Here is a 17,436-nt window from a genome sequence, read left to right as displayed (position 1 = left end):
GCCCCCCACCGACTGACCCACTCAGGACGGCCTCGCACACGCCGTGGCGAACCACGGGGGTGCTCGCCACGGCGTGGCCGAGGCCGCCCTGCCCGTAGCTGTCACCCAGCGGATCCTCCACTCGAACCCTCAGCGGTTCCGCCCGCACGGGCCCCGGGCCGCCCGGCCGTTGGTCGAACACGGGGCACTGGCCGTCGACACCGTGCTGCTGCTGATCGCCGCCGACGCGACCTCGCTCACCGGCAGCGGGGTGACCATCGGCACGCCCTCCTTCATGGCCTCGGAACAGGCCGAAGGGCGCAAGGTGACGCCGACCCCCGACATCTTCGCCCTCGGCCAGGTCGCCGCGTACGCGTGCACCGAAAGCCGCGTTCGGCGAGGGAACCTCGCACGGCGAGCGCTACCGGATCACCCCGCCCCGGGCCGCCGCAGCCCCGGCAGCCGTACCCGACGCCCTCGCCTTCGTCTTCGCACGCGCAGGCCCACCACTGCGCCCCGGTTCGACACACACGAGACCGGACGGTCGAGGCACTTCCCCGACGCACTCTTGCCCGATTTCGGAGGTGCACGCGCTGCGCCTCGCCGCGTCACCGGGGTTCGCGTGCGATACGGCCGCTGCGGGTGTCCCGTGTGTGCGATGCCAGTGGCGCTCGGGCCACGGCTGCCGCCGTACCGGGTGCCGAACCGGTGATCCTGGAGGGGCCCGAGCTCGCCACGCTGCCCTCAGCTCCTACGGCCCGTCCCTGTCGCGGCTCGTGCTTCCCAAGTGTCCCGGTCCGAGACGTGGACGGAGACCCTCTCATCGAACCATCTCGCGGCCTCCGGAAGCTCACGGATCAGTGCGGGCGTGTCGGGCTCGAACCTCAACACGGCCAGCGTCTTCCAGCCGTGAGGGATCACGTCCCAACCGATTCCGAACTGCTGGGTGACCGCGACGACGGTGGCGGTCACCGAGACGACGTCGCTTGCGTCGGAGGCTCGGAAGCAGCAGTCGAAGCTCCTGCCCACCGGCACGTCGGCGTAGTTGTAGGAGAGGAAGAGGGCCTCCTCGTTCGCGGAGAGCCGGGGAAGCCCTTGTCCGATGGCAGCGAGGGCGGACTTGTCGGCACGGCTCTCGACGAGCAGAACGCGGTCGGCGGGAGGGGTGTCCTCTTCAGTCCTCATGTCGTCATTCTCATGGCCCCGACATCCGGGCCGGATACTCACGGGAGCCTGAGTATCCGCCCCCAGGCGCTGCCGGTCGCTCTCCGCCTAGCCTGCTTCCCATGAGTTCCACGAAGCAGGCCCTCGAACCGGCAGACCAGGCAGAGCAGGCAGAACCGCAATCCACGGGCACGGGATCGCTGCTGCTGGGGATCGCCGGGGTCGCGACGATGGGCTGCCCCTTCCTGCCGGAGGCGCTCCCGCCTTTGATGCGATACTTCCCCCTGTACCTCACCCTGCCTGTTGGGATCTGCGCGGTCGTCTGGGGCCTTCCCGATGTGTGGCGTGCGCGGCGCGAGGGGGTACCGGGTCCGGTTCGGGCTCGCGTCGGGGTCTTGCTCGGTGCGGTGGCCATCGTGGTGCCGCTGGTCTTCCTGCTCCTCTACTTCCAGGCCGGATGAACTGCGACCGGCCGAGACGCACATTCCGCACAGCAGGCTCGGGCTGATCACGCGGTTGGCACCCCTTTCATGCTGGCGGTCTGCGTCTGATCGGCATGCTGGTGGCGTTGTGCCCAGCGGACAGCGGGCGGTGCTGCCAGACCCGTCAGTGCGAACAGGACTCCCACGACGTACCACCCGGGGCGGCCCCAGGTGATGCACAGCGAAATGAGCAGGGCCGGGCCGGAGGCCTCGGTCAGTCCGGCGCCCAGGCCGAATACGCCGAGATACTGGCCGGTGGCGTGCTGCGGGGCGAGAGCGAAGGACACCTCGAAACCGGCGGCGTGCCACAGCTCGCCGACGGTGTGGAGCACCACTGCGGTGAGGAGCAGCGTCGCCGCGGCCCAGGCGGGTATGCCGCCGGAAAGGGAGATCAGGGAACAGGAGACGAGGAATGCCACGCCTGCTCGGCGGTAGGGGTTTGCGCCGGTTTCGGGGGAAACGACGTTGCGGCTGGCGCGAACCTGGAACGCGACGACGATGAGGGTGCAGGTGGGTGCAGGTGAGCATGGTGCCTGAGATGAGCCAGTGCGGGGCGGTAGTGGCACCGACCAGCCAGAGCGGGATGGCCACGGTGAGCACCTTGAACTGGATGGCCGTGATCCCGTCGAGTCACCGTACGGAGATAGGCGCGGAACTCCTGCGGCCGGTCGCCTCCGCAGTGCCTGATGAGCGGACTGCGTGCGGCTGTTCCGGCGGCCTTGGCTCCGGCAGCCGCGGTGACCGCGAGAACGAACGGTCAGAAGCCGTCCGCCAGCACGAAGCCGGCCGTGGCCAGCGCCTCGACCGCAAGGGTGGCTGCGTAGACGCCGCATGCTCCGTATCTGTCCGCCAGATGACCGACCGCGAAGCCCAGGGCCAGAGCGGAAGTTCGAGGCGGCAACGGCCACCTCGGCCGGACGAGTCCTAGTCGTTCTCGGAGACTTCCGCGGGCTCATCGGTGGGTGGTCCGTCAGCCGGACGGTGGGCGAGGGTCGCGCTCAGCAGGGCTGTCGTGGACGCCATGCGGGTCGGGGGTTGCCAGGTCCAGGTGCGTACGGAGGTGAAGCCGGCCGCCAGGACCGTGTGCGCGAGGGCCGGGAGCGCGGTGGGGAGCCACTTCTCGTGGGCGGCGAGGAGCATCCGGCCGCCGGGGCGCAGGATGCGGTGGAGTTCGGCGAGGCCGGCGGGTACGTCGGGCCAGAGTTGGAGGTTGTTGACGGAGAGCACGACGTCGACGGAGTGGTCGGGCTCGCCGGTACGGGCGGCGGTGCCGGCGCCGAGGCGGAGGCGGCCCCGGGCGATGGCGGGCGCGCAGCGGCGGCGGGCCATGGCGAGCATGACGTCGGACGGGTCGACGCCGATCACGTGGGCTGATCTGCGGGCCGCGGCGTCGAGCCCGACTCCGGGGCCGGGCCCGACGACCAGGACGACCTCCTGATCGGTGGGCGCCGCGAGGGCGACGACGTGCCGCTCGGTGGCGGCGTTGCCGTGTGCCATGAGCCGACCGCCGAGACGGCCGAACAGCCCGGTGGGCTGACCGAACCCCTTGGTCAGGAGGCGCTGGGTGATGCTCTCCACGTCGCCATGGAAGCACGTGGCGAGCGGTCAACCGTGTCGAGGCACGCCCGCCGTACCCCGGTCGACGATCATTGCGCTGCGGCTGCCCGCACTTCCGGCCGCTGAGGACGGGGACCGGCAGTGAAGGCGAGGATGTCGGCGGCAGCTTCGCCCAGACTCGCGAAGTGCCGGTGCACGCCGTCCACGGCGGCGGGCGCGTTGACCCCCCACACCGTCATGCCCGCGCGCAGCCCGGACAGCACGCCGGTGGGGGCGTCTTCGACGACCAGGCAGTCCTGCGGCGCGGCACCCAACCGCTGGGCGGCCAGCAGGTACGGGACCGGCGAGGGCTTGCCCTCCGCCACGGAGGCGGCATCGACGATGACCTCCGGGACCGGCAGCCCGGTCCGGGCGAAACGCCCGAGCACCCGGTGCTCGTAGTTGGACGTCACCAGCGCCCATCCGCCGGTCGGCAGCGCCTCCAACAGCTCCGCCGCACCCTCGAACGCCCCGTACACCCCAGAGCGCATGTCCTCGTCCTCCAGCTCGTGCAGCAGTGCGAGGCACTCCTGTGGATCACGCTCGGCAGCCACCTGCGCAAACGTCTCCATCGGCCTCGTCCGCAACGCCACGCGGTAGACCTCGTCGGGATCCAGCCCGTATCGCTGCGCCCACACCCCCCACACCCTGCGCTGATTGTCCACGGCGTCGATCAGCGTGCCATCGACGTCGAACAGGACGAACTTCTTCGCACCGAGCCCATCAGAATCACCCATCACAGGGTGATCATGTCAGCAGGCTCCGAGGCCCAACCGACTCGGGGGCTACGGGCGTTTCGACGTGCCCTACCGCACCCGAGTGGGCGACCGTGGACCCAGCTCGGTACTCACGACCGGACACCCCAGGAGGCGCCCTATGAACTGGACACTTGAAGTCGTCCCCGTCCCCGTCACCGACATGGACCGTGCGAAGACCTTCTACGCCGAAAAGATCGGCTTCAAGATCGACCTCGACGACGAAGTCGCCCCCGGAGTGCGCATCATCCAGATGACTCCGCCCGGCTCGCGCTGCTCCATCGCCATGCTCCAGGGAATGCCGGCAGCTCCCGGCACCAAGACCATGGCACCCGGCACGCTCCACGGCCTTCAACTGTGCGTCGTCGACATCGAAGCGGCCCACAAGGACCTGACGGACCGAGGAGTCGATGTTTCCCCGGTCCGCCACGTCGGCGCGACCGGCTGGGAAAACGGCAAGGGCGGGACCTGGAACTCCTTCCTCACCTTCAACGACCCCGACGGGAACGGCTGGGTGGTCCAGGAAGCCCCCTCCGAACTCGCCGAACGCTGACCACCAGCCGCCCTCGTCTCCCGCTGCCCATCGCGCCTCACCCGCACCTTCAGGGCCCGGCCCCGCAGGTGCGGGGAGCAGCTCGCCAGGGGATCACTGCAGGGCAACGGTTCCCCGCGAGACGATGCCGGCTCAGCGCCCGGGGCCCGCCGGCAGTCCGGGGAGCATCGAGACGGCCGGGGGCAGTGCGCGGGGGGCGGAAGCCGGAGCGTCCGCCGGGGGGACGTCCATCGGCAGGGCCCCGGCGGGACGGTCCTTCCCGGCCGGGTCCGATGCGCGCGGTGCGGTGGCACCGCAGAGCGACCGGTCGCGGTAGTCCCTCAGGGCGGCGTCGGCCGGGTGCGGGACGAAGGCCTTCCCGTCCTCGGTGACGCGCTGGTACTTCATCAGGTTGTACCCGATGGAGAACTGCCGGGTGCCGTCCGGGCTGGACAGGGCCCACGTACCGGCGCCCCAGACGCCCCCGTCATGACCCCAGGCCGGGCCGCAGGGCGTGTCCATGGAGTAGATGCCGAGGCCGTAGTGCATGACCACGCCTCCCTGTTCGTCCTTGACGTCGACGGTGGTGCGCATCTCGTCCAGCTGGCGGCGCGGCAGCAGGTTGCCGGTCAGAAGGGTGCGGTAGAAGGTGTTGAGGTCCTGCGGGGTGGAGACGAGGGCTCCCGCGGTGCCGGCCCAGGTCATGTTGTAGACGCTGTAGTCGCGCGGCGGGTCGATGAGCCCGTAGAAGTTCTCGTACATCCGCGCATGGGCCCCGCGGATGTGCGGGTCAGTGCCGGGGAAATAGGTGTCCCTCAAGCCGGCCCGCCGGATCACGTCCTGCGTGATCAGTCGTTCCGGGTCCTGGCCGGTCACCTTGCGGAGCACCTCGCCCAGCAGCAGGTAGTTGGTGTTGGAGTAGGCCCAGTCGGTGCCGGGTTCGAACAGCTGCGGTTGGGCCACCCCGTACCCGATCAGCTCGGCGGGCCGCACCGTGCGGAACCGGTGGTCGTCCAGGCTCTCCGTGGTGCCCTTCTTGAGGGAAGGGAAGGCGTCCGCGATGTAGTCGTTGATACCGCTGGTGTGGTTGAGCAGCATGCGTACGGTCACCTTGCGGCCGCGCTCGCCGGGCAGGAGTTCGGGCACGTAGTCCGCGACCGGTCGGTCCAGGCCCACCCGGCCCTTCGCGGACTGCTGGAGCAGGGCGACGGCGGTGAAGGTCTTGGTGAGGCTGCCGACGCGGTGCCGGAGGTCGGGGCGGGTCGGTATGCCGGCGGAGACGTCAGCGAGGCCGGCGGCTCCGTCGAAGCGATCACGGCCGTCGCGGACCGCGGAGTAGACGCCGTACACGCCCGCCTCCTGGATGGCGTTCAGCCTCGCCTGCAGCTGAGCGCGGTCGGGGTGCCGGCCCGACGCCGCGGCACGAGCGGCCGGCGATTCCTCGCCGGCGGCGGTGGCCGCCGGAGCCAGGCCCGCGAGCAGGGCCATGGCGACGGCGGTGACGGAGGCAACGCGGCGCAGGCGCGGTGAGGGGCGGTCGGCAGCAGAGGTGTGGGGCACGGCGGCTCCTCGAGGGTGGCCCGGTGGGGCCCGGCGATCTGGGACACCTCGATTCTTGGCCCCGTGCCCGTGGTGCGGCCTCCTCCACCAGGACGAACAAGGCATCAACCTCCAGAAGGAGAGGCACCTTGACAACCCATTACATTTGTCACACCGAGCGCCGAGCGCCGGCAGCTATGCACTGACCGCCGCCGACCGCCATCGTCAGCGCAGCGGCCGCTCCCCCGTCGAGCGCGCGTAACGGTCCGCGAGGCCGCGGAGGTAGGCGACGAGTTCCGGTGGTTCGGTGACGTCGAAGTCGAAGTCGAGCATGCCCAGGTAGACGGCGAGGGTCTGCACCGTGTCGGCGCCGGTGACCAGAACGCAGGTGTCGGCGTCGAGTGCCTCGACCGTGCCCACCGCGGGGTTGATCCGCTCGGCCACCGCCGCCGCCGGGGCGTGTACGGTCACGCGTGCGTGGTGGCGCCAGGCCGCGCCCGACGCCCGTAGCGCGACGTACGCGGCCGCGTCGCCGCCGGGCGGTTCGCGCGGCGTGAAGCGCGGTCCGGTCGGGGTGCGGGGCCGGATCCGGTCGATCCGGAAGGTCCGCCAGTCCTCGCGCTCGACGTCCCACGCCACCAGGTACCAGCGCCGCCCCCAGTTCACCGCCCGGTACGGCTCCACGATGCGGCGGGTGGGCGAGCCCGTGTGGTCCAGGTAGTCGAACCGGAGCCGCTCCTGGTCACGGCAGGCGGATACGAGAGTGGTCAGTACGTCCGCGGACGCGGACGGGACCGGCCGGTCCGCCGGCACGGCCACGGTGTACGCCATGAGGGTCCGCACCCGGCGGCGCAGCCGGGAGGGCAGTACCTGCTCCAGCTTGGTCAACGCCCGCAGCGAGGTCTCCTCCGTTCCGGGGACGGCTCCCTGCGTGGCGGTGCTGAGCGCGATGGTCACGGCGACGGCCTCCTCGTCGTCGAGGAGCAGCGGGGGCATCGCGGCGCCGGCACCCAGCCGGTATCCGCCGGTGGTTCCGCGCGTGGCGTCCACGGGATAGCCGAGCTCGCGCAGCCGTTCGATGTCGTTGCGGACGGTACGGCCGCTCACCCCGAGGCGTTCGGCCAGTTCGGATCCCGGCCAGGCCCTCGGGGTCTGCAGCAGGGAGAGCAGACGCAGCAAGCGTGCGGAGGTATCGAGCATGAGGACCAGCCTGTTGCGTCATTAGGAAGGCATCGTGCCTATATCGAGAATACTGTCTTACCCATGGAGAACAGCAGCAACACCGACGCCCGGATCCACCCCTTCCGCATCGAGGTCCCGCAGGCCGAGCTCGACGACCTGCGCGACCGGCTGGCACGCACGCGCTGGGGCAGCGAGATCCCCGGCGCCGGCTGGAGCCGGGGCGTGCCCACCGACTACCTCCAGGCCCTGGCCGCGTACTGGGCCGACGGTTTCGACTGGCGCAAGGCGGAGGCGGAGCTCAATGAGTTCCCCCAGTTCACCACCGAGATCGACGGCCAGAACATCCACTTCCTGCACGTCCGTTCGCAGCGCCCGGATGCCGTCCCGCTGCTTCTGCTGCACGACTGGCCCTGTTCCTTCGTGCAGTTCGCCGATGTCATCCGGCCGCTGACGGAGGACTTCCACGTCATCGTGACCTCGACCCCCGGCACCGGCTTCTCCGGTCCGCTGGGCGAGGCGGGCTGGAACACCGGTCGCATCGCGGGCGCGTTCGTCGAGCTCATGAGCCGGCTCGGGTACGCCTCCTACGGCGTCCAGGGGACGGGTGGTGGCGCCTGGATCGCCGCCGAGATGGGTCGGCAGGCACCCGACCGGGTCGTCGGGGTGCACGTCAACGGCCTGATCACCTTCCCCTCCGGCGACCCGGACGAATTCGACGGGCTGACCGCCTCCGAGCAGGAGCGGCTGGCCCGGCTGGAGAACTTCCAGCAGGACAAGATGGGCTTCAACGCCATCCAGTCCACCCGCCCGCAGACCCTCGCCTACGGGCTGCACGACTCGCCGGTCGGCCAACTCGCCTGGATCACCGAGAAGTTCAAGGAGTGGACCGACCCGGCCGCCGAGCTCCCCGAGGACGCCGTCGAGCGGGACCGCCTTCTGACCAATGTCAGCGTCTACTGGTTCAGCGGCACGGCAGGCTCCTCGGCGAACCTGTACTACGAGTCGGGCCACGACCCGAGCGCCTGGGCCCCGAAGCCGCGCGGCACCGTCCCGACCGGTGTGGCCGTCGCCCTGCACACCGACATCGCCATCCGGCGCTTCGCCGAGCGCGACCACAACGTCACCCACTGGACCGAGCTGGAGCGGGGCGGCAACTTCCTGTCGCTGGAGCAGCCGGAGGCGTTCGTCCTCGACGTCCGCACCTTCTTCGGTTCGCTGGACACCTGATACCCACGGCCTCGGCTCCGGGACGTGCCCGGGCAGCCCACGGCGCTGGAGCGCCGGCCGGCTGCCCGGCCAGAGCCGGGCCGTCCGGGAAACAGCCCGACTCCACGACAGCCCGGACGCGACACCCTCCACCTGGTGGACCGGGAGCGCAAGAACCCCTCACGGGTCCGCATTCCGCGCGGCGGTACTCCTGGCTGCTCGACTCGCGGCACATCGGCATGGCCGGCCACTCCATCGGCGGCGCGGCGGCCTCGGCCACCATGGCCGCCGATCCGCGCATGGAACGCCGAAGTCAACATGGACGGCACCTTCTTCACCCCGATACCCCAGGGCGGCCTCGGCGGACGCCCCTTCCTGATGCTCGCCGGCGATCCGGCCCTGCTGCCGCCCGATGTCCCCGACACCTCCTGGGAGGACAACTGGCCCCGGCTGGACGGCCGGAAGCGCTGGCTGACCGTCACGGGAGCGGGACATCCCGCCTTCACCGACCGACCGGTGCTCGGCGACCAGGCGGGGTACCCACACCCGGGACACCCCCTCCGGGCACCCGGTCCCAGCAGATCACGCGGGCGTACGTCGGTGAGTTCTTCGACCTGCACCTGCGCAGGCCGGTGGCGCCGCGCCTGGACGGCCCGACGGGCGCCGACCCGGAGGTCGTGTTCCACCGCAGCTGAGGACGTACGGAGGGGCCCCCAGGCCGGGCCCCGCCGGCCTCGACCGCTTCTGCCCTCCGAAGATCGCGCTCAGATGGACAGGGCCAAGAGCCTGGCAGGGTGGCGTCCAACTCCACTTCTCCTGAGGGGCCTTGCGGCGGTCCCCGCGGGGCCGGGGAATGGCCCGATTGCAGTCACCTGCCTCTCTCCTCACACATTCTGAGGTTAGGCGTACCTAAATTGGGGGTGTGGGGATGCAGGAGAGGCGCGAGACCAAGCGCGACAGGACGAGTGGGCGGACGAGGTGCTGGCCTGGATGAGTTCCCAGGAGGAGATGGACCGGGCGCTGCGCGAGGCATTGCGCCGCACGCCCAGCCAGCGCGAGGAAACGATCGCCCGGATGGCCGACGCCCTCCGCGGGGCCGCCCAGGGACTGACCATCCCCGGGGCGCCGCCGCGGCCGGCCTCCCCGAACGCACGCTGCGCGAGTGGCTGGACATCGACGCCAGCTTCGCCGGGGCGCTCCGCGCCGCGCACGCACTGGCCGAGGCACACGGGCTGAGACCGGGGGCGGCGCCCACCTCCGCCGCGCTCCAGTTGATGCTGAATGCGATCCGCAAGGGCGCGGCCTGGCCGGCCGCAGCGAGCCTCGTCGGGATCTCCGTCCGCGGATTCAACCGCCTGCGCGCCGAGGCTCCGCCGGTCGGGGCCCTGATCGCGGCGGCCCAGCGGGCCCGGTCGGCGAAGGCGGGCGCCAGCCGGCGGCGCAAGCCCCCCAAGGGCGCGGGCCGCCGCACCGGGTACCGGATCGTGCAGCTCGACGACCCCCTCCTCTCTCCGGGAAGTCAACCGGACGGCCCCACAGGCGGGTCGAGCGGGCGCATCACGCGCCGGGACTGAGTGCGCGAGCGCGCGCCGACGGCAACATCGCCGTTCTGCGCCGGTCCGCGCGCCGGCTCGGCCTCCCCGTCGTTTTCACTGCCGGGTCCCGTGTGCGCCAGGTCCGGAAAACGCCGTACATGACCATGTTCGCGCCACTAGAATCCGGCCGGGTTCGGGCGCGACGCGGGGGGCCGAGTGGACGCATTGGTACCGGGTGATCCGGCGCGGGTGGGGCCCTACCACGTCGTGGCACGGCTCGGCAGCGGGGGCATGGGGCGGGCCTACCTGGCCCGGACGCCCGGCGGGCGGAGCGTGGCCGTGAAGGTGGTGCATCCGGAGCTGGCCCGGGACCCGGAGTTCAGGCGCCGGTTCGCCCGCGAGGTCGCCGCCGCGCGGGCGGTGGACGGGAGGTTCACCGCCCAGGTCCTCGCCGCCGGAGTGGACGACCCGACGCCGTGGCTGAGCACGGTGTTCGTACCCGGGATGTCGCTCGCCGAGGCGGTCGCCGAGCACGGGCCCTTCCCCGAGGCCTCGGCCCTCGCCCTGGCCCGCGGACTGGCGGCGGCGCTCTCCGCCGTGCACGCCGCCGGACTCGTGCACCGTGACCTGAAGCCCTCCAACGTGCTGCTGGGCCCCGACGGCCCCCGGGTGATCGACTTCGGCATCTCGCGGGCCACCGAGGCGAGCGCCCTGACCAGGACCGGCATGACCGTCGGGTCCCCCGGCTTCATGTCGCCGGAGCAGGCTTCCGGGGCCGCCGTCGGTACCGCCTCCGACGTGTTCTCGTTCGGGGCGGTCCTGGCCTTCACCCTCAGCGGCGAGAGCCCGTTCGGGGACGGTGCCACTCCGGCGCTGCTCTACCGGGTCGTGCATTCCGAGCCGCGGCTGGAGGCCCTTTCCGGGGTCGCGCTGCACCTCGTACGGCGTTGCCTGGCCAAGGACCCGGCGCAACGGCCTTCTCTGGAGGCCCTGCTCGCAGAACTCTCGGCCGGAACGGACGGGGCCCACGGGACGACGGACGGGACGGACGGGGCCCACGGGACGGACACGACCCGGCCCGTCGGATCCGGCTGGCTGCCGCCCGCCGTCGCGCACAGCCTGCTCGCGCGCGCCTCTTCGGCGCTGGCGGCGGACTCCGACCCGTCACTGACGGCCGCTCCCGCGAGGTACGAGCCGACGCGGGTGGATCCGTCCGCCGCGGCCCTCGCCGACCGTTCGACCCCGCCCGCGGCAGCCGGGGCGGGGTCCACGGCCCGCCCGCGGATCCGGAAGGCACCCTTCCTTGCTGCCGCGGCCGTCGTGGTGGCCGCGGCGATCGGGGCCCTGGCATACACGGCGGCTCAGGACGGGAAGGATCCGGACCAGTCCTACGTGTCCCAGGACGACAACGGCGACACGTCCAAGGACACTCCCGCCGACACCCCCTCGCCCACGGGGACGACACCGGAGCCCAGTGAGAGCGCGACGACGCCCGAGGAGCCCGCCCCGGAGACCACCGACCCGTTCGACGGCTGGTTCATGGCGGACGAAGCGGAGATCCAACTGCCCACCGGACACGGCATCGACGCCTCCGACTTCAAGAACACGAAGGCGGGGGACGGTTTCGACGTCGACCTCCACGAGAACTGGGACCTCGCCGGGGACGACATCCTGCTGCTCAAGGACGCGGATTCCGACGTGAACAGCGACTGTCTCGCGGAGAAGTGGACCTCCGACTACGGAACCCTGGTCGAGGACGCCGACTGGGGCGTCGACGACAAGATCTGCGTGCGCGTCTCCAGCAGCATGCTGCTCGTCCTGGAGGTCAGCCGCATCGCCGACGGCCAGGACGACTACCTGGAGGCCCTCGCCAAGGTGTGGGAGCGGGAGTAGCGCGACGGGGCGCCGGCACTCACTGCTCGCCGAACACCATCCACTTCTCCGGCTCTCCCAGCGGTTCGAATCCCACCTCGGCGTAGACCGCGTGGGCGTCCGCGGTCGCCAGCAGGATGCGGCGCAGCCCGTACGGGGCGAGGTGCTCCCTGACGGCGCTCACCAGAGCAGTGCCCAGGCCCTTGCCGCGTACGGTCGGATCGATGTAGACGTCGCAGAGCCAGGCGAAGGTGCTCCGGTCGGTGACCACCCGGCCGTAGCCGGCCTGCGCACCGGACGCACTGTCGTAGAGGCCGAAGTTCAGGGACTCGGCGATGGCCAGGTCCTGCTTCTCCCGGGGCCGGCCGAGGGCCCAGTACGCGTCCTGCGACAGCCACCGGTGTATCAGCGCGTGATCGAGGCGCTCGGGGGCGGTGGAAATTTCATAACCGGGCGGAAGGGCACTGTTCATGCCCGCATCCAAGCAGCCGGGCCGAACGCAGGCCAACGAATACCCGCACGACGGTGGGTGATCCGTCCGGCGTGTCCGTCGATGGACGGCAGGGGCGACGCGGTACCGCTGCCTACCGTGACCGTATGAACGCACGTACAGCGCCTCCTTCCTCCGGATACGGGATCCGGTGCGCACGGCCGGCCGAAGCGCGCGCCGTCGCCGCGCTCCTGGCCCGCGCCTTCGCCGACGACCCGGTCATGACGTGGATGATCCCCGGCCCCGCCTGCCGGGCGCGCAGGACCGCCGTCTACTTCAGGCTGGCCCAGCGCCAGCAGCGGCCGCGGGCCGGCGGTGTCCGGGTGGCCGCGACCGGCGGGGGCCGGCTCCTGGCCGCCGCACTGTGGTCGGGGCCGGGCCGCTGGAAGACCTCCGCCGTGCAGGAGCTGGCCGCCGTGCCGCACTACGCGCGCGCCTTCGGCCCACGGGGGCTGCCGAGGGCGGCGGACGTCCAGAACGCCCTGCACGAGGTGCACCCCGACGCGCCGCACTGGTACCTGTCGACGCTGGGAACGGACCCGGCGCTCCAGGGAGCGGGGATCGGTTCGGCCCTGGTGCGGGAGCAGCTGGCCCACTGCGACCGGCTCGGGGAGCCCGCCTACCTGGAGTCAAGCAGGGCCTCGAACGTCCCCTTCTACGAACGGTTCGGCTTCCGCGTCACGCGCGAGATCCGGCTGCCGGACGACGGGCCGGCCCTCTGGACGATGTGGCGCGAGCCCGGCCGCCGAACGGGTCCCGCGGCCGGCGGGCCCGCCCGCCACCCGCGTCGGTGAGGTATCAGGCGGCGGCCGCCGGGGTGGCGACGGTCTCCCAGGCGTAGCCGTCCGGGTCGGTGAAGGCCCCGGCGCCACCGAGGACGAGACGGTGCGATCCGGTGCCGTCGGCGGGGACGCCGACGTCCTTGGCGAGGGCGCGGCGCCCGTACAGTGCCAGCTTGACGGGGCCCTGACCGGCGAACTCGACGTACTTGCGCCCGTAGCTCTTCGCCACCACGAGGCCCTGGCCGACGTAGAACTTCCTGCTCTCGGCCACGTCCTCGGCTCCCAGCAGGAGGACCACCTTCTCGATCTCCCGGGTGGCCGGGCCGGTGTCCTTCTTCGCCGAGCTCGCGACCTTCAGGATCGTCCCGTCCGGGGCCCGTACGACGCCGCCGTAGCCCCAGAACGACTTCGAGGCGGGCTTGAGCGTCGTCGCGCCGGCGTCGAGGGCGGCGCCGACGAACGCGTTGACGTCGGCCGGCTGGGCCACGGTGAGCGCGAGGGCGAACCCGCGGAAGCCGGTCGTCGGCGCGTCCGAGGCACGCAGGCGCAGCTGCGTGCCCAGACCGAAGGCGGTGTAGAAGCGGTCGGCGGCCGTGACGTCGGCCACCTCGAGGGTGACGGATGCGATGGAAGTCATGCCCGTCACGCTAGGCGCCGCTCCCCCGCCGGTGCTTCTCGAATCCTGACCGATCCGGTCAGGTGTGCAGACGGCTGTTGGGGCCCTCCTGGTCGCCCGCGCTCTCGTCGTTGAACCAGTAGTCACCCGCCGCCAGGTAGCGGAAGCAGTGCGTGCTCTCGTTGGGCAGCTCGATGGTGACGGCACGCTTGCCGTCCTTGCGCGGCCGCAGGGTGTGGACCCCGGGCTGCCAATTGTTGAAGTCGCCCACCACACTCACCGTCCCGGCCGGGCTGTCCGCGGGGAGGACGAAGGTCACCTGGGTACGGTCCTTGCGCAGCTTGCGCTCCAGCATCAGAGGCTCCTAAGAACACGGGGGCGGATCCCACCCATCCTGGGCACTGGAGCTGCCGCTTGTATGCCGACGCCGCCGCGAACCCCCGCGCATCACCCTTACGCCACCATCCGTAGCCGGATGCGTGCAAAACGCTCCCGCCGGGTCCGCGCCCGTGCGGGTCCCGTCCCGCCCCGTCAGCGGTTCGCCAGCGCGAACCGGGACACCCGCGGCATTAGGCTCGGAGGAGGCCGAGAAGGAGATGTGGCATGTGTCGCTGGCTCGCGTACCTGGGTTCGCCGATGCTGCTCGATGCCGTGCTCTACCGGCCGGAACACTCGCTGATCAACCAGAGCCTCCGCTCGCGCATGGGCGTCGAGTCGACCAACGGCGACGGTTTCGGCATCGGCTGGTACAGCGGGAACGACGACGGCACGCCCGCGGTCTTCCGCGACATCGGACCCGCCTGGAACAACCGCAACCTGCGTGAGCTCGCCGCTCACGTGCGCTCCAGCCTGTTCTTCGCGCACGTCCGTGCCTCGACGGGCTCGGCGATCCAGCAGACCAACTGCCATCCGTTCCGTCACGGTCGCTGGCTGTGGATGCACAACGGCGCGGTCACGGACTTCCACCGGCTGCAACGGGACCTCTGCATGGCGGTCGACCCGGCGCTCTTTCCGTCCATCGAGGGCTCCACGGACTCCGAGGTGATGTTCTACCTGGCGGTCACGTTCGGCCTCGACCAGGACGTCCCGGGCGCCGTTGCCCGCATGGCGGGCCTGGTCGAGGACCTCGGAAGGCAGCACGGGGTGCCGAATCCGCTGCAGATGACGATCGCGGTGAGCGACGGCGAGCGGGTCTGGGCGTTCAGGTATTCCAGCCAGGGCCGGTCCCGGTCGCTGTACTACAGCAGCAGGGCCGACACGGTGCGCCATCTCTATCCGGAACTGGACTACCTCCGCGAGGTCTCCGACGAGACGCGGATCGTGGTCTCGGAACCCCTCGGTGACCTGCCCGGCGTCTGGAACGAGCTGCCGGAGGCCAGCTATTCGGTGATCCCTTCGGGCCGGCACACGGACTACTTTCCGTTCCAGCCGAAATCGCCGTGACCGCGGGTATGCAGGCCATGCGCCCGTCGGGAGCACCGTGCACCACCGCCGGTCGGCTGACCATGGGGGTGGAGGAGGAGTTCATCCTCGTGGACCGCCGCAGCCGCGCCCCGGTGGGCCGGGGACCGCTCGTCATCGCGGCCGCGGCGCGCAGGCTGGGCGCGCTGGTCCAGCCGGAGTTCTTCACCGCGCAGGTCGAGGTGTGCACCAGGCCGACGACGAGCGCGGCCGCGCTGGGCGCCGGCCTCGCCGAGCTGCGGCGGGAGCTGCGGAGGGCCGCGGAGGGCGAGCATTGCCTGCTCCTGGCCTCCGGAACACCGGTGATCCCTCCGGAGCATCCGCTGGCCATCACGCCCGACGACCGCTACCGGAGGATGGCCACCCGCTTCGCGTCGGCCGTCGGGGCCCGCGACCAGGTGGTGTGCGGCTGCCACGTGCACATCGGCGTGGACAACCGGGCCCAGGCCCTGGAGCTCTCCAACCGGATCCGCCCCTGGCTGCCGGTCCTGCAGGCGCTCGCGGCGAACTCCCCCTTCGACCGCGGCCGGGACACCGGGTACGCGAGCTGGCGGGCGGTCGAGCACGCTCGCTGGCCCACGGTGGGACCCGCCCCCGTCCTGGACGAGGGGGCCTACGAGCGCATCGCCGACGCCCTCGTACGGTGCGGGGCCCTCCTGGACCGACGGATGATCTATTGGTACGCACGGCCCTCCGAACACGTGCCGACGCTCGAGATCCGTGTCGCCGACGTGAACTCCGATCTCGACACCGTCATCCTGTTGGCGGCACTCGTACGGGGGCTCGCCGCCACCATGCGGCCGGAGATCGACGAAGGCCGGCCGGCCCCGTGCGTCGAGTGCGGAAGGCTACGGGAGGCGCACCGGCTCGCGGCCCTGCACGGTCTGGACGGTGACGGACTGGATCCGGTCGGCGGAGCGCACGTTCCGGCCTGGGATCTGGTCGACCGGCTGCGCGAGCGGGCCGCACCCGGGCTCCGGGCCTCGGACGACCTGCTCCTCGTCGACACCCTGCTCGACCGGCTGCGCACCGTGGGAGGCGGAGCCGCGGTACAGCGCGCCGCCCACCGCCGCCGCGGAAGGCTGAGCGACGTGGTGGACACCCTCGCGAGGAACGTGGCCGACACCTGACCGCCGCGATGCGGCGGCCACATCCCGCCCTGCACAGATCCGCGCTCCCGCACGACTGGCCGGCGCGCCCCGCGACCCCTCCGGAAACAAGGTCGCTGAGGCGCGCCGCGCCCCGCCGCCGAAGCGGCGGGGCCGTCCTTGAGGCGGCGTGTTCCCGCCTGTCACTCCGGCGCGGTCGTGTGCGTCCAACTGGTGCACAGGGCCCAGATGATGAACACGTCGATCGCGATGATGATGAGGGACCACCAGGGCTGGTACGGCAGCCACACGAAGTTGACGATCACGCTGAGGCTGGCGAGGGCGATGCCCGCGCCACGGGCCACGTTCGAACCGGCGATCAGGCCCACCCCGGTGAGCACGACGATGATGCCGAGGACGAGATGGATCCAGCCCCATGCCGTCAGGTCGAATTCGAAGACGTAGTTGCCGAGGCGTGCGTAGACGTCGTCCTTGGCGATGGCCGCGATGCCCTGGAAGATCGCAAGGCAACCGGTCACGAGGAGGAGGACCGCGGCGAACAGCGTGCCCGTGCTCCCCGCACCATCGTGTTGGCTGCCGGGGAGCAGCGGGGCGTTGCCCGGCGCAGGGCCGGTGTTCCAGTTCCCCCCGGTCGGTGTCGGCTGACCCATGGAATTCACCTCACAGATGGCGGTACGGCGCCGGACCGTCCTGCTCCGGCTCGGCCGGTTCACAGGCATCGGCGCCCACATCGCAGTGTCGTCCGGCGGACGGGTTCTTGTGATCACCCGTAGCGGGTGGTCTTCGCCGGCCGGGAGCGCATGCGGCATCAGGCCGGCAGCTGGCGCATTTCGAGGACCCGCAGGCCCAGCGACTGGAAGCGCGTGAGCAGCCCGTACAGGTGGGCCTCGTCGGCCACACTGCCGTGCAGGAGGGTCTGCTCCCGGACGGGGGTCCGGGCGAGCTCGGGGAAGTTCGCGGCGAGCGTGTCCGGCACGACGCCCGAGACGCGGAATTCGTAGCGCATGAGAGCACTCACTCCTCTCGGAACGAAAGGCGTCGGGGGTGGAACCGGGACGGGTGCCCGGCCCGCTCCTGGCCTTCACTCCCCATCGTCGGCCCTCGCCCGGTGGCTCGACATCGCCCGGTACGGGCGA

At 71.4% G+C, this 17,436-nt stretch carries 21 protein-coding genes and 1 pseudogene; 10 read left to right on the top strand and 12 right to left on the bottom strand.

The genetic code is table 11. The annotated features are described in order from the left end of the window. Nucleotides 1-148 precede the first annotated feature (148 nt). Nucleotides 149-410: pseudogene (locus PV721_RS01530) on the top strand (serine/threonine protein kinase); the annotation flags it as partial. A gap of 313 nt (nucleotides 411-723) precedes the next feature. On the opposite strand, the gene PV721_RS01525 reads toward PV721_RS01530, so the two are convergent. Further along, nucleotides 724-1,164 (bottom strand): hypothetical protein, encoded by a 441-nt coding sequence (locus tag PV721_RS01525; RefSeq protein WP_319720916.1) that lies wholly within the window; start codon nucleotides 1,162-1,164, stop codon nucleotides 724-726. Between the two features lie 101 nt (nucleotides 1,165-1,265). Between PV721_RS01525 and PV721_RS01520 the strand changes: the two genes are divergently transcribed. Continuing rightward, nucleotides 1,266-1,604 (top strand): hypothetical protein, encoded by a 339-nt coding sequence (locus tag PV721_RS01520; protein ID WP_319720907.1) that lies wholly within the window; start codon nucleotides 1,266-1,268, stop codon nucleotides 1,602-1,604. Nucleotides 1,605-1,651: 47 nt separating this feature from the next. Here PV721_RS01520 and PV721_RS01515 read toward each other — a convergent pair whose 3' ends face one another. The 4 genes from PV721_RS01515 to PV721_RS01500 all read right to left on the bottom strand — a co-directional run bounded on the left by PV721_RS01515 (nucleotide 1,652) and on the right by PV721_RS01500 (nucleotide 3,958). Next, nucleotides 1,652-2,044, bottom strand: a complete 393-nt coding sequence (locus PV721_RS01515) for a hypothetical protein (RefSeq protein WP_319720906.1) — start codon at nucleotides 2,042-2,044, stop codon at nucleotides 1,652-1,654. Between the two features lie 338 nt (nucleotides 2,045-2,382). Continuing rightward, entirely contained in the window at nucleotides 2,383-2,526 is a 144-nt protein-coding gene (locus PV721_RS01510) for a hypothetical protein (protein WP_319720905.1), read from the bottom strand. A 23-nt stretch (nucleotides 2,527-2,549) separates the two neighbouring features. Beyond that, a complete protein-coding gene (locus tag PV721_RS01505; protein WP_319720904.1) occupies nucleotides 2,550-3,203 on the bottom strand; it encodes a class I SAM-dependent methyltransferase in 654 nt (217 codons plus the stop codon). A 68-nt stretch (nucleotides 3,204-3,271) separates the two neighbouring features. After that, the gene (locus PV721_RS01500; protein WP_319720903.1) at nucleotides 3,272-3,958 is read right to left on the bottom strand and encodes an HAD-IA family hydrolase; all 687 of its coding nucleotides are present in this window, start codon (nucleotides 3,956-3,958) and stop codon (nucleotides 3,272-3,274) included. Between the two features lie 139 nt (nucleotides 3,959-4,097). Between PV721_RS01500 and PV721_RS01495 the strand changes: the two genes are divergently transcribed. Beyond that, a complete protein-coding gene (locus PV721_RS01495) occupies nucleotides 4,098-4,529 on the top strand; it encodes a VOC family protein (protein ID WP_319720902.1) in 432 nt (143 codons plus the stop codon). 132 nt (nucleotides 4,530-4,661) lie between these two features. On the opposite strand, the gene PV721_RS01490 is transcribed toward PV721_RS01495, so the two are convergent. Further along, entirely contained in the window at nucleotides 4,662-5,996 is a 1,335-nt protein-coding gene (locus tag PV721_RS01490) for a serine hydrolase domain-containing protein (protein WP_416371001.1), read from the bottom strand. 276 nt (nucleotides 5,997-6,272) lie between these two features. Beyond that, nucleotides 6,273-7,247 carry a YafY family protein gene (locus tag PV721_RS01485; protein WP_319720900.1) on the bottom strand — a complete coding sequence of 325 codons (975 nt, stop codon included), beginning with the start codon at nucleotides 7,245-7,247 and terminating at the stop codon, nucleotides 6,273-6,275. 63 nt (nucleotides 7,248-7,310) lie between these two features. Between PV721_RS01485 and PV721_RS01480 the strand changes: the two genes are divergently transcribed. The 4 genes from PV721_RS01480 to PV721_RS01465 all read left to right on the top strand — a co-directional run bounded on the left by PV721_RS01480 (nucleotide 7,311) and on the right by PV721_RS01465 (nucleotide 11,863). Continuing rightward, nucleotides 7,311-8,456, top strand: coding sequence for an epoxide hydrolase (locus PV721_RS01480; protein WP_319720899.1), 1,146 nt, complete (start codon nucleotides 7,311-7,313; stop codon nucleotides 8,454-8,456). Between the two features lie 969 nt (nucleotides 8,457-9,425). Continuing rightward, nucleotides 9,426-9,671, top strand: a complete 246-nt coding sequence (locus PV721_RS01475) for a hypothetical protein (RefSeq protein WP_319720898.1) — start codon at nucleotides 9,426-9,428, stop codon at nucleotides 9,669-9,671. A 38-nt stretch (nucleotides 9,672-9,709) separates the two neighbouring features. Then, nucleotides 9,710-10,009 (top strand): hypothetical protein, encoded by a 300-nt coding sequence (locus PV721_RS01470; protein WP_319720897.1) that lies wholly within the window; start codon nucleotides 9,710-9,712, stop codon nucleotides 10,007-10,009. Between the two features lie 177 nt (nucleotides 10,010-10,186). After that, entirely contained in the window at nucleotides 10,187-11,863 is a 1,677-nt protein-coding gene (locus tag PV721_RS01465) for a serine/threonine protein kinase (protein ID WP_319720896.1), read from the top strand. A 19-nt stretch (nucleotides 11,864-11,882) separates the two neighbouring features. On the opposite strand, the gene PV721_RS01460 is transcribed toward PV721_RS01465, so the two are convergent. Beyond that, nucleotides 11,883-12,314 carry a GNAT family N-acetyltransferase gene (locus tag PV721_RS01460; RefSeq protein WP_319720895.1) on the bottom strand — a complete coding sequence of 144 codons (432 nt, stop codon included), beginning with the start codon at nucleotides 12,312-12,314 and terminating at the stop codon, nucleotides 11,883-11,885. A gap of 125 nt (nucleotides 12,315-12,439) precedes the next feature. On the opposite strand from PV721_RS01460, the gene PV721_RS01455 reads away from it, so the two are divergent. Then, nucleotides 12,440-13,126, top strand: coding sequence for an N-acetyltransferase (locus PV721_RS01455; RefSeq protein WP_319720894.1), 687 nt, complete (start codon nucleotides 12,440-12,442; stop codon nucleotides 13,124-13,126). A gap of 4 nt (nucleotides 13,127-13,130) precedes the next feature. On the opposite strand, the gene PV721_RS01450 is transcribed toward PV721_RS01455, so the two are convergent. After that, nucleotides 13,131-13,751, bottom strand: a complete 621-nt coding sequence (locus PV721_RS01450; protein ID WP_319720893.1) for a glyoxalase — start codon at nucleotides 13,749-13,751, stop codon at nucleotides 13,131-13,133. Nucleotides 13,752-13,809: 58 nt separating this feature from the next. Next, nucleotides 13,810-14,085, bottom strand: coding sequence for an isoamylase early set domain-containing protein (locus PV721_RS01445; RefSeq protein ID WP_319720892.1), 276 nt, complete (start codon nucleotides 14,083-14,085; stop codon nucleotides 13,810-13,812). Nucleotides 14,086-14,333: 248 nt separating this feature from the next. Here PV721_RS01445 and PV721_RS01440 point away from each other — a divergent pair, with 248 nt between their 5' ends. Next, complete coding sequence (locus tag PV721_RS01440) at nucleotides 14,334-15,173, top strand: class II glutamine amidotransferase (protein WP_319720891.1); 840 nt, start codon at nucleotides 14,334-14,336, stop codon at nucleotides 15,171-15,173. Further along, a complete protein-coding gene (locus PV721_RS01435; RefSeq protein WP_319720890.1) occupies nucleotides 15,170-16,321 on the top strand; it encodes a glutamate--cysteine ligase in 1,152 nt (383 codons plus the stop codon). Before PV721_RS01440 ends, PV721_RS01435 begins: the two co-directional genes overlap by 4 nt. A gap of 161 nt (nucleotides 16,322-16,482) precedes the next feature. On the opposite strand, the gene PV721_RS01430 is transcribed toward PV721_RS01435, so the two are convergent. Together PV721_RS01430 and PV721_RS01425 are read right to left on the bottom strand one after the other, a co-directional pair. Beyond that, complete coding sequence (locus tag PV721_RS01430) at nucleotides 16,483-16,950, bottom strand: hypothetical protein (RefSeq protein WP_319720889.1); 468 nt, start codon at nucleotides 16,948-16,950, stop codon at nucleotides 16,483-16,485. Nucleotides 16,951-17,108: 158 nt separating this feature from the next. After that, on the bottom strand, nucleotides 17,109-17,306 hold the full coding sequence (locus PV721_RS01425) for a hypothetical protein (protein ID WP_319720888.1): 198 nt from the start codon (nucleotides 17,304-17,306) through the stop codon (nucleotides 17,109-17,111). Nucleotides 17,307-17,436 lie beyond the last annotated feature (130 nt).

It is taken from the genome of Streptomyces sp. MB09-01 (genome assembly GCF_033794505.1).
Taxonomy (GTDB): domain Bacteria; phylum Actinomycetota; class Actinomycetes; order Streptomycetales; family Streptomycetaceae; genus Streptomyces.
The sequence above is the reverse complement of the archived record's forward strand: the minus strand, read 5'-3'. Positions and strand labels throughout refer to the sequence as shown.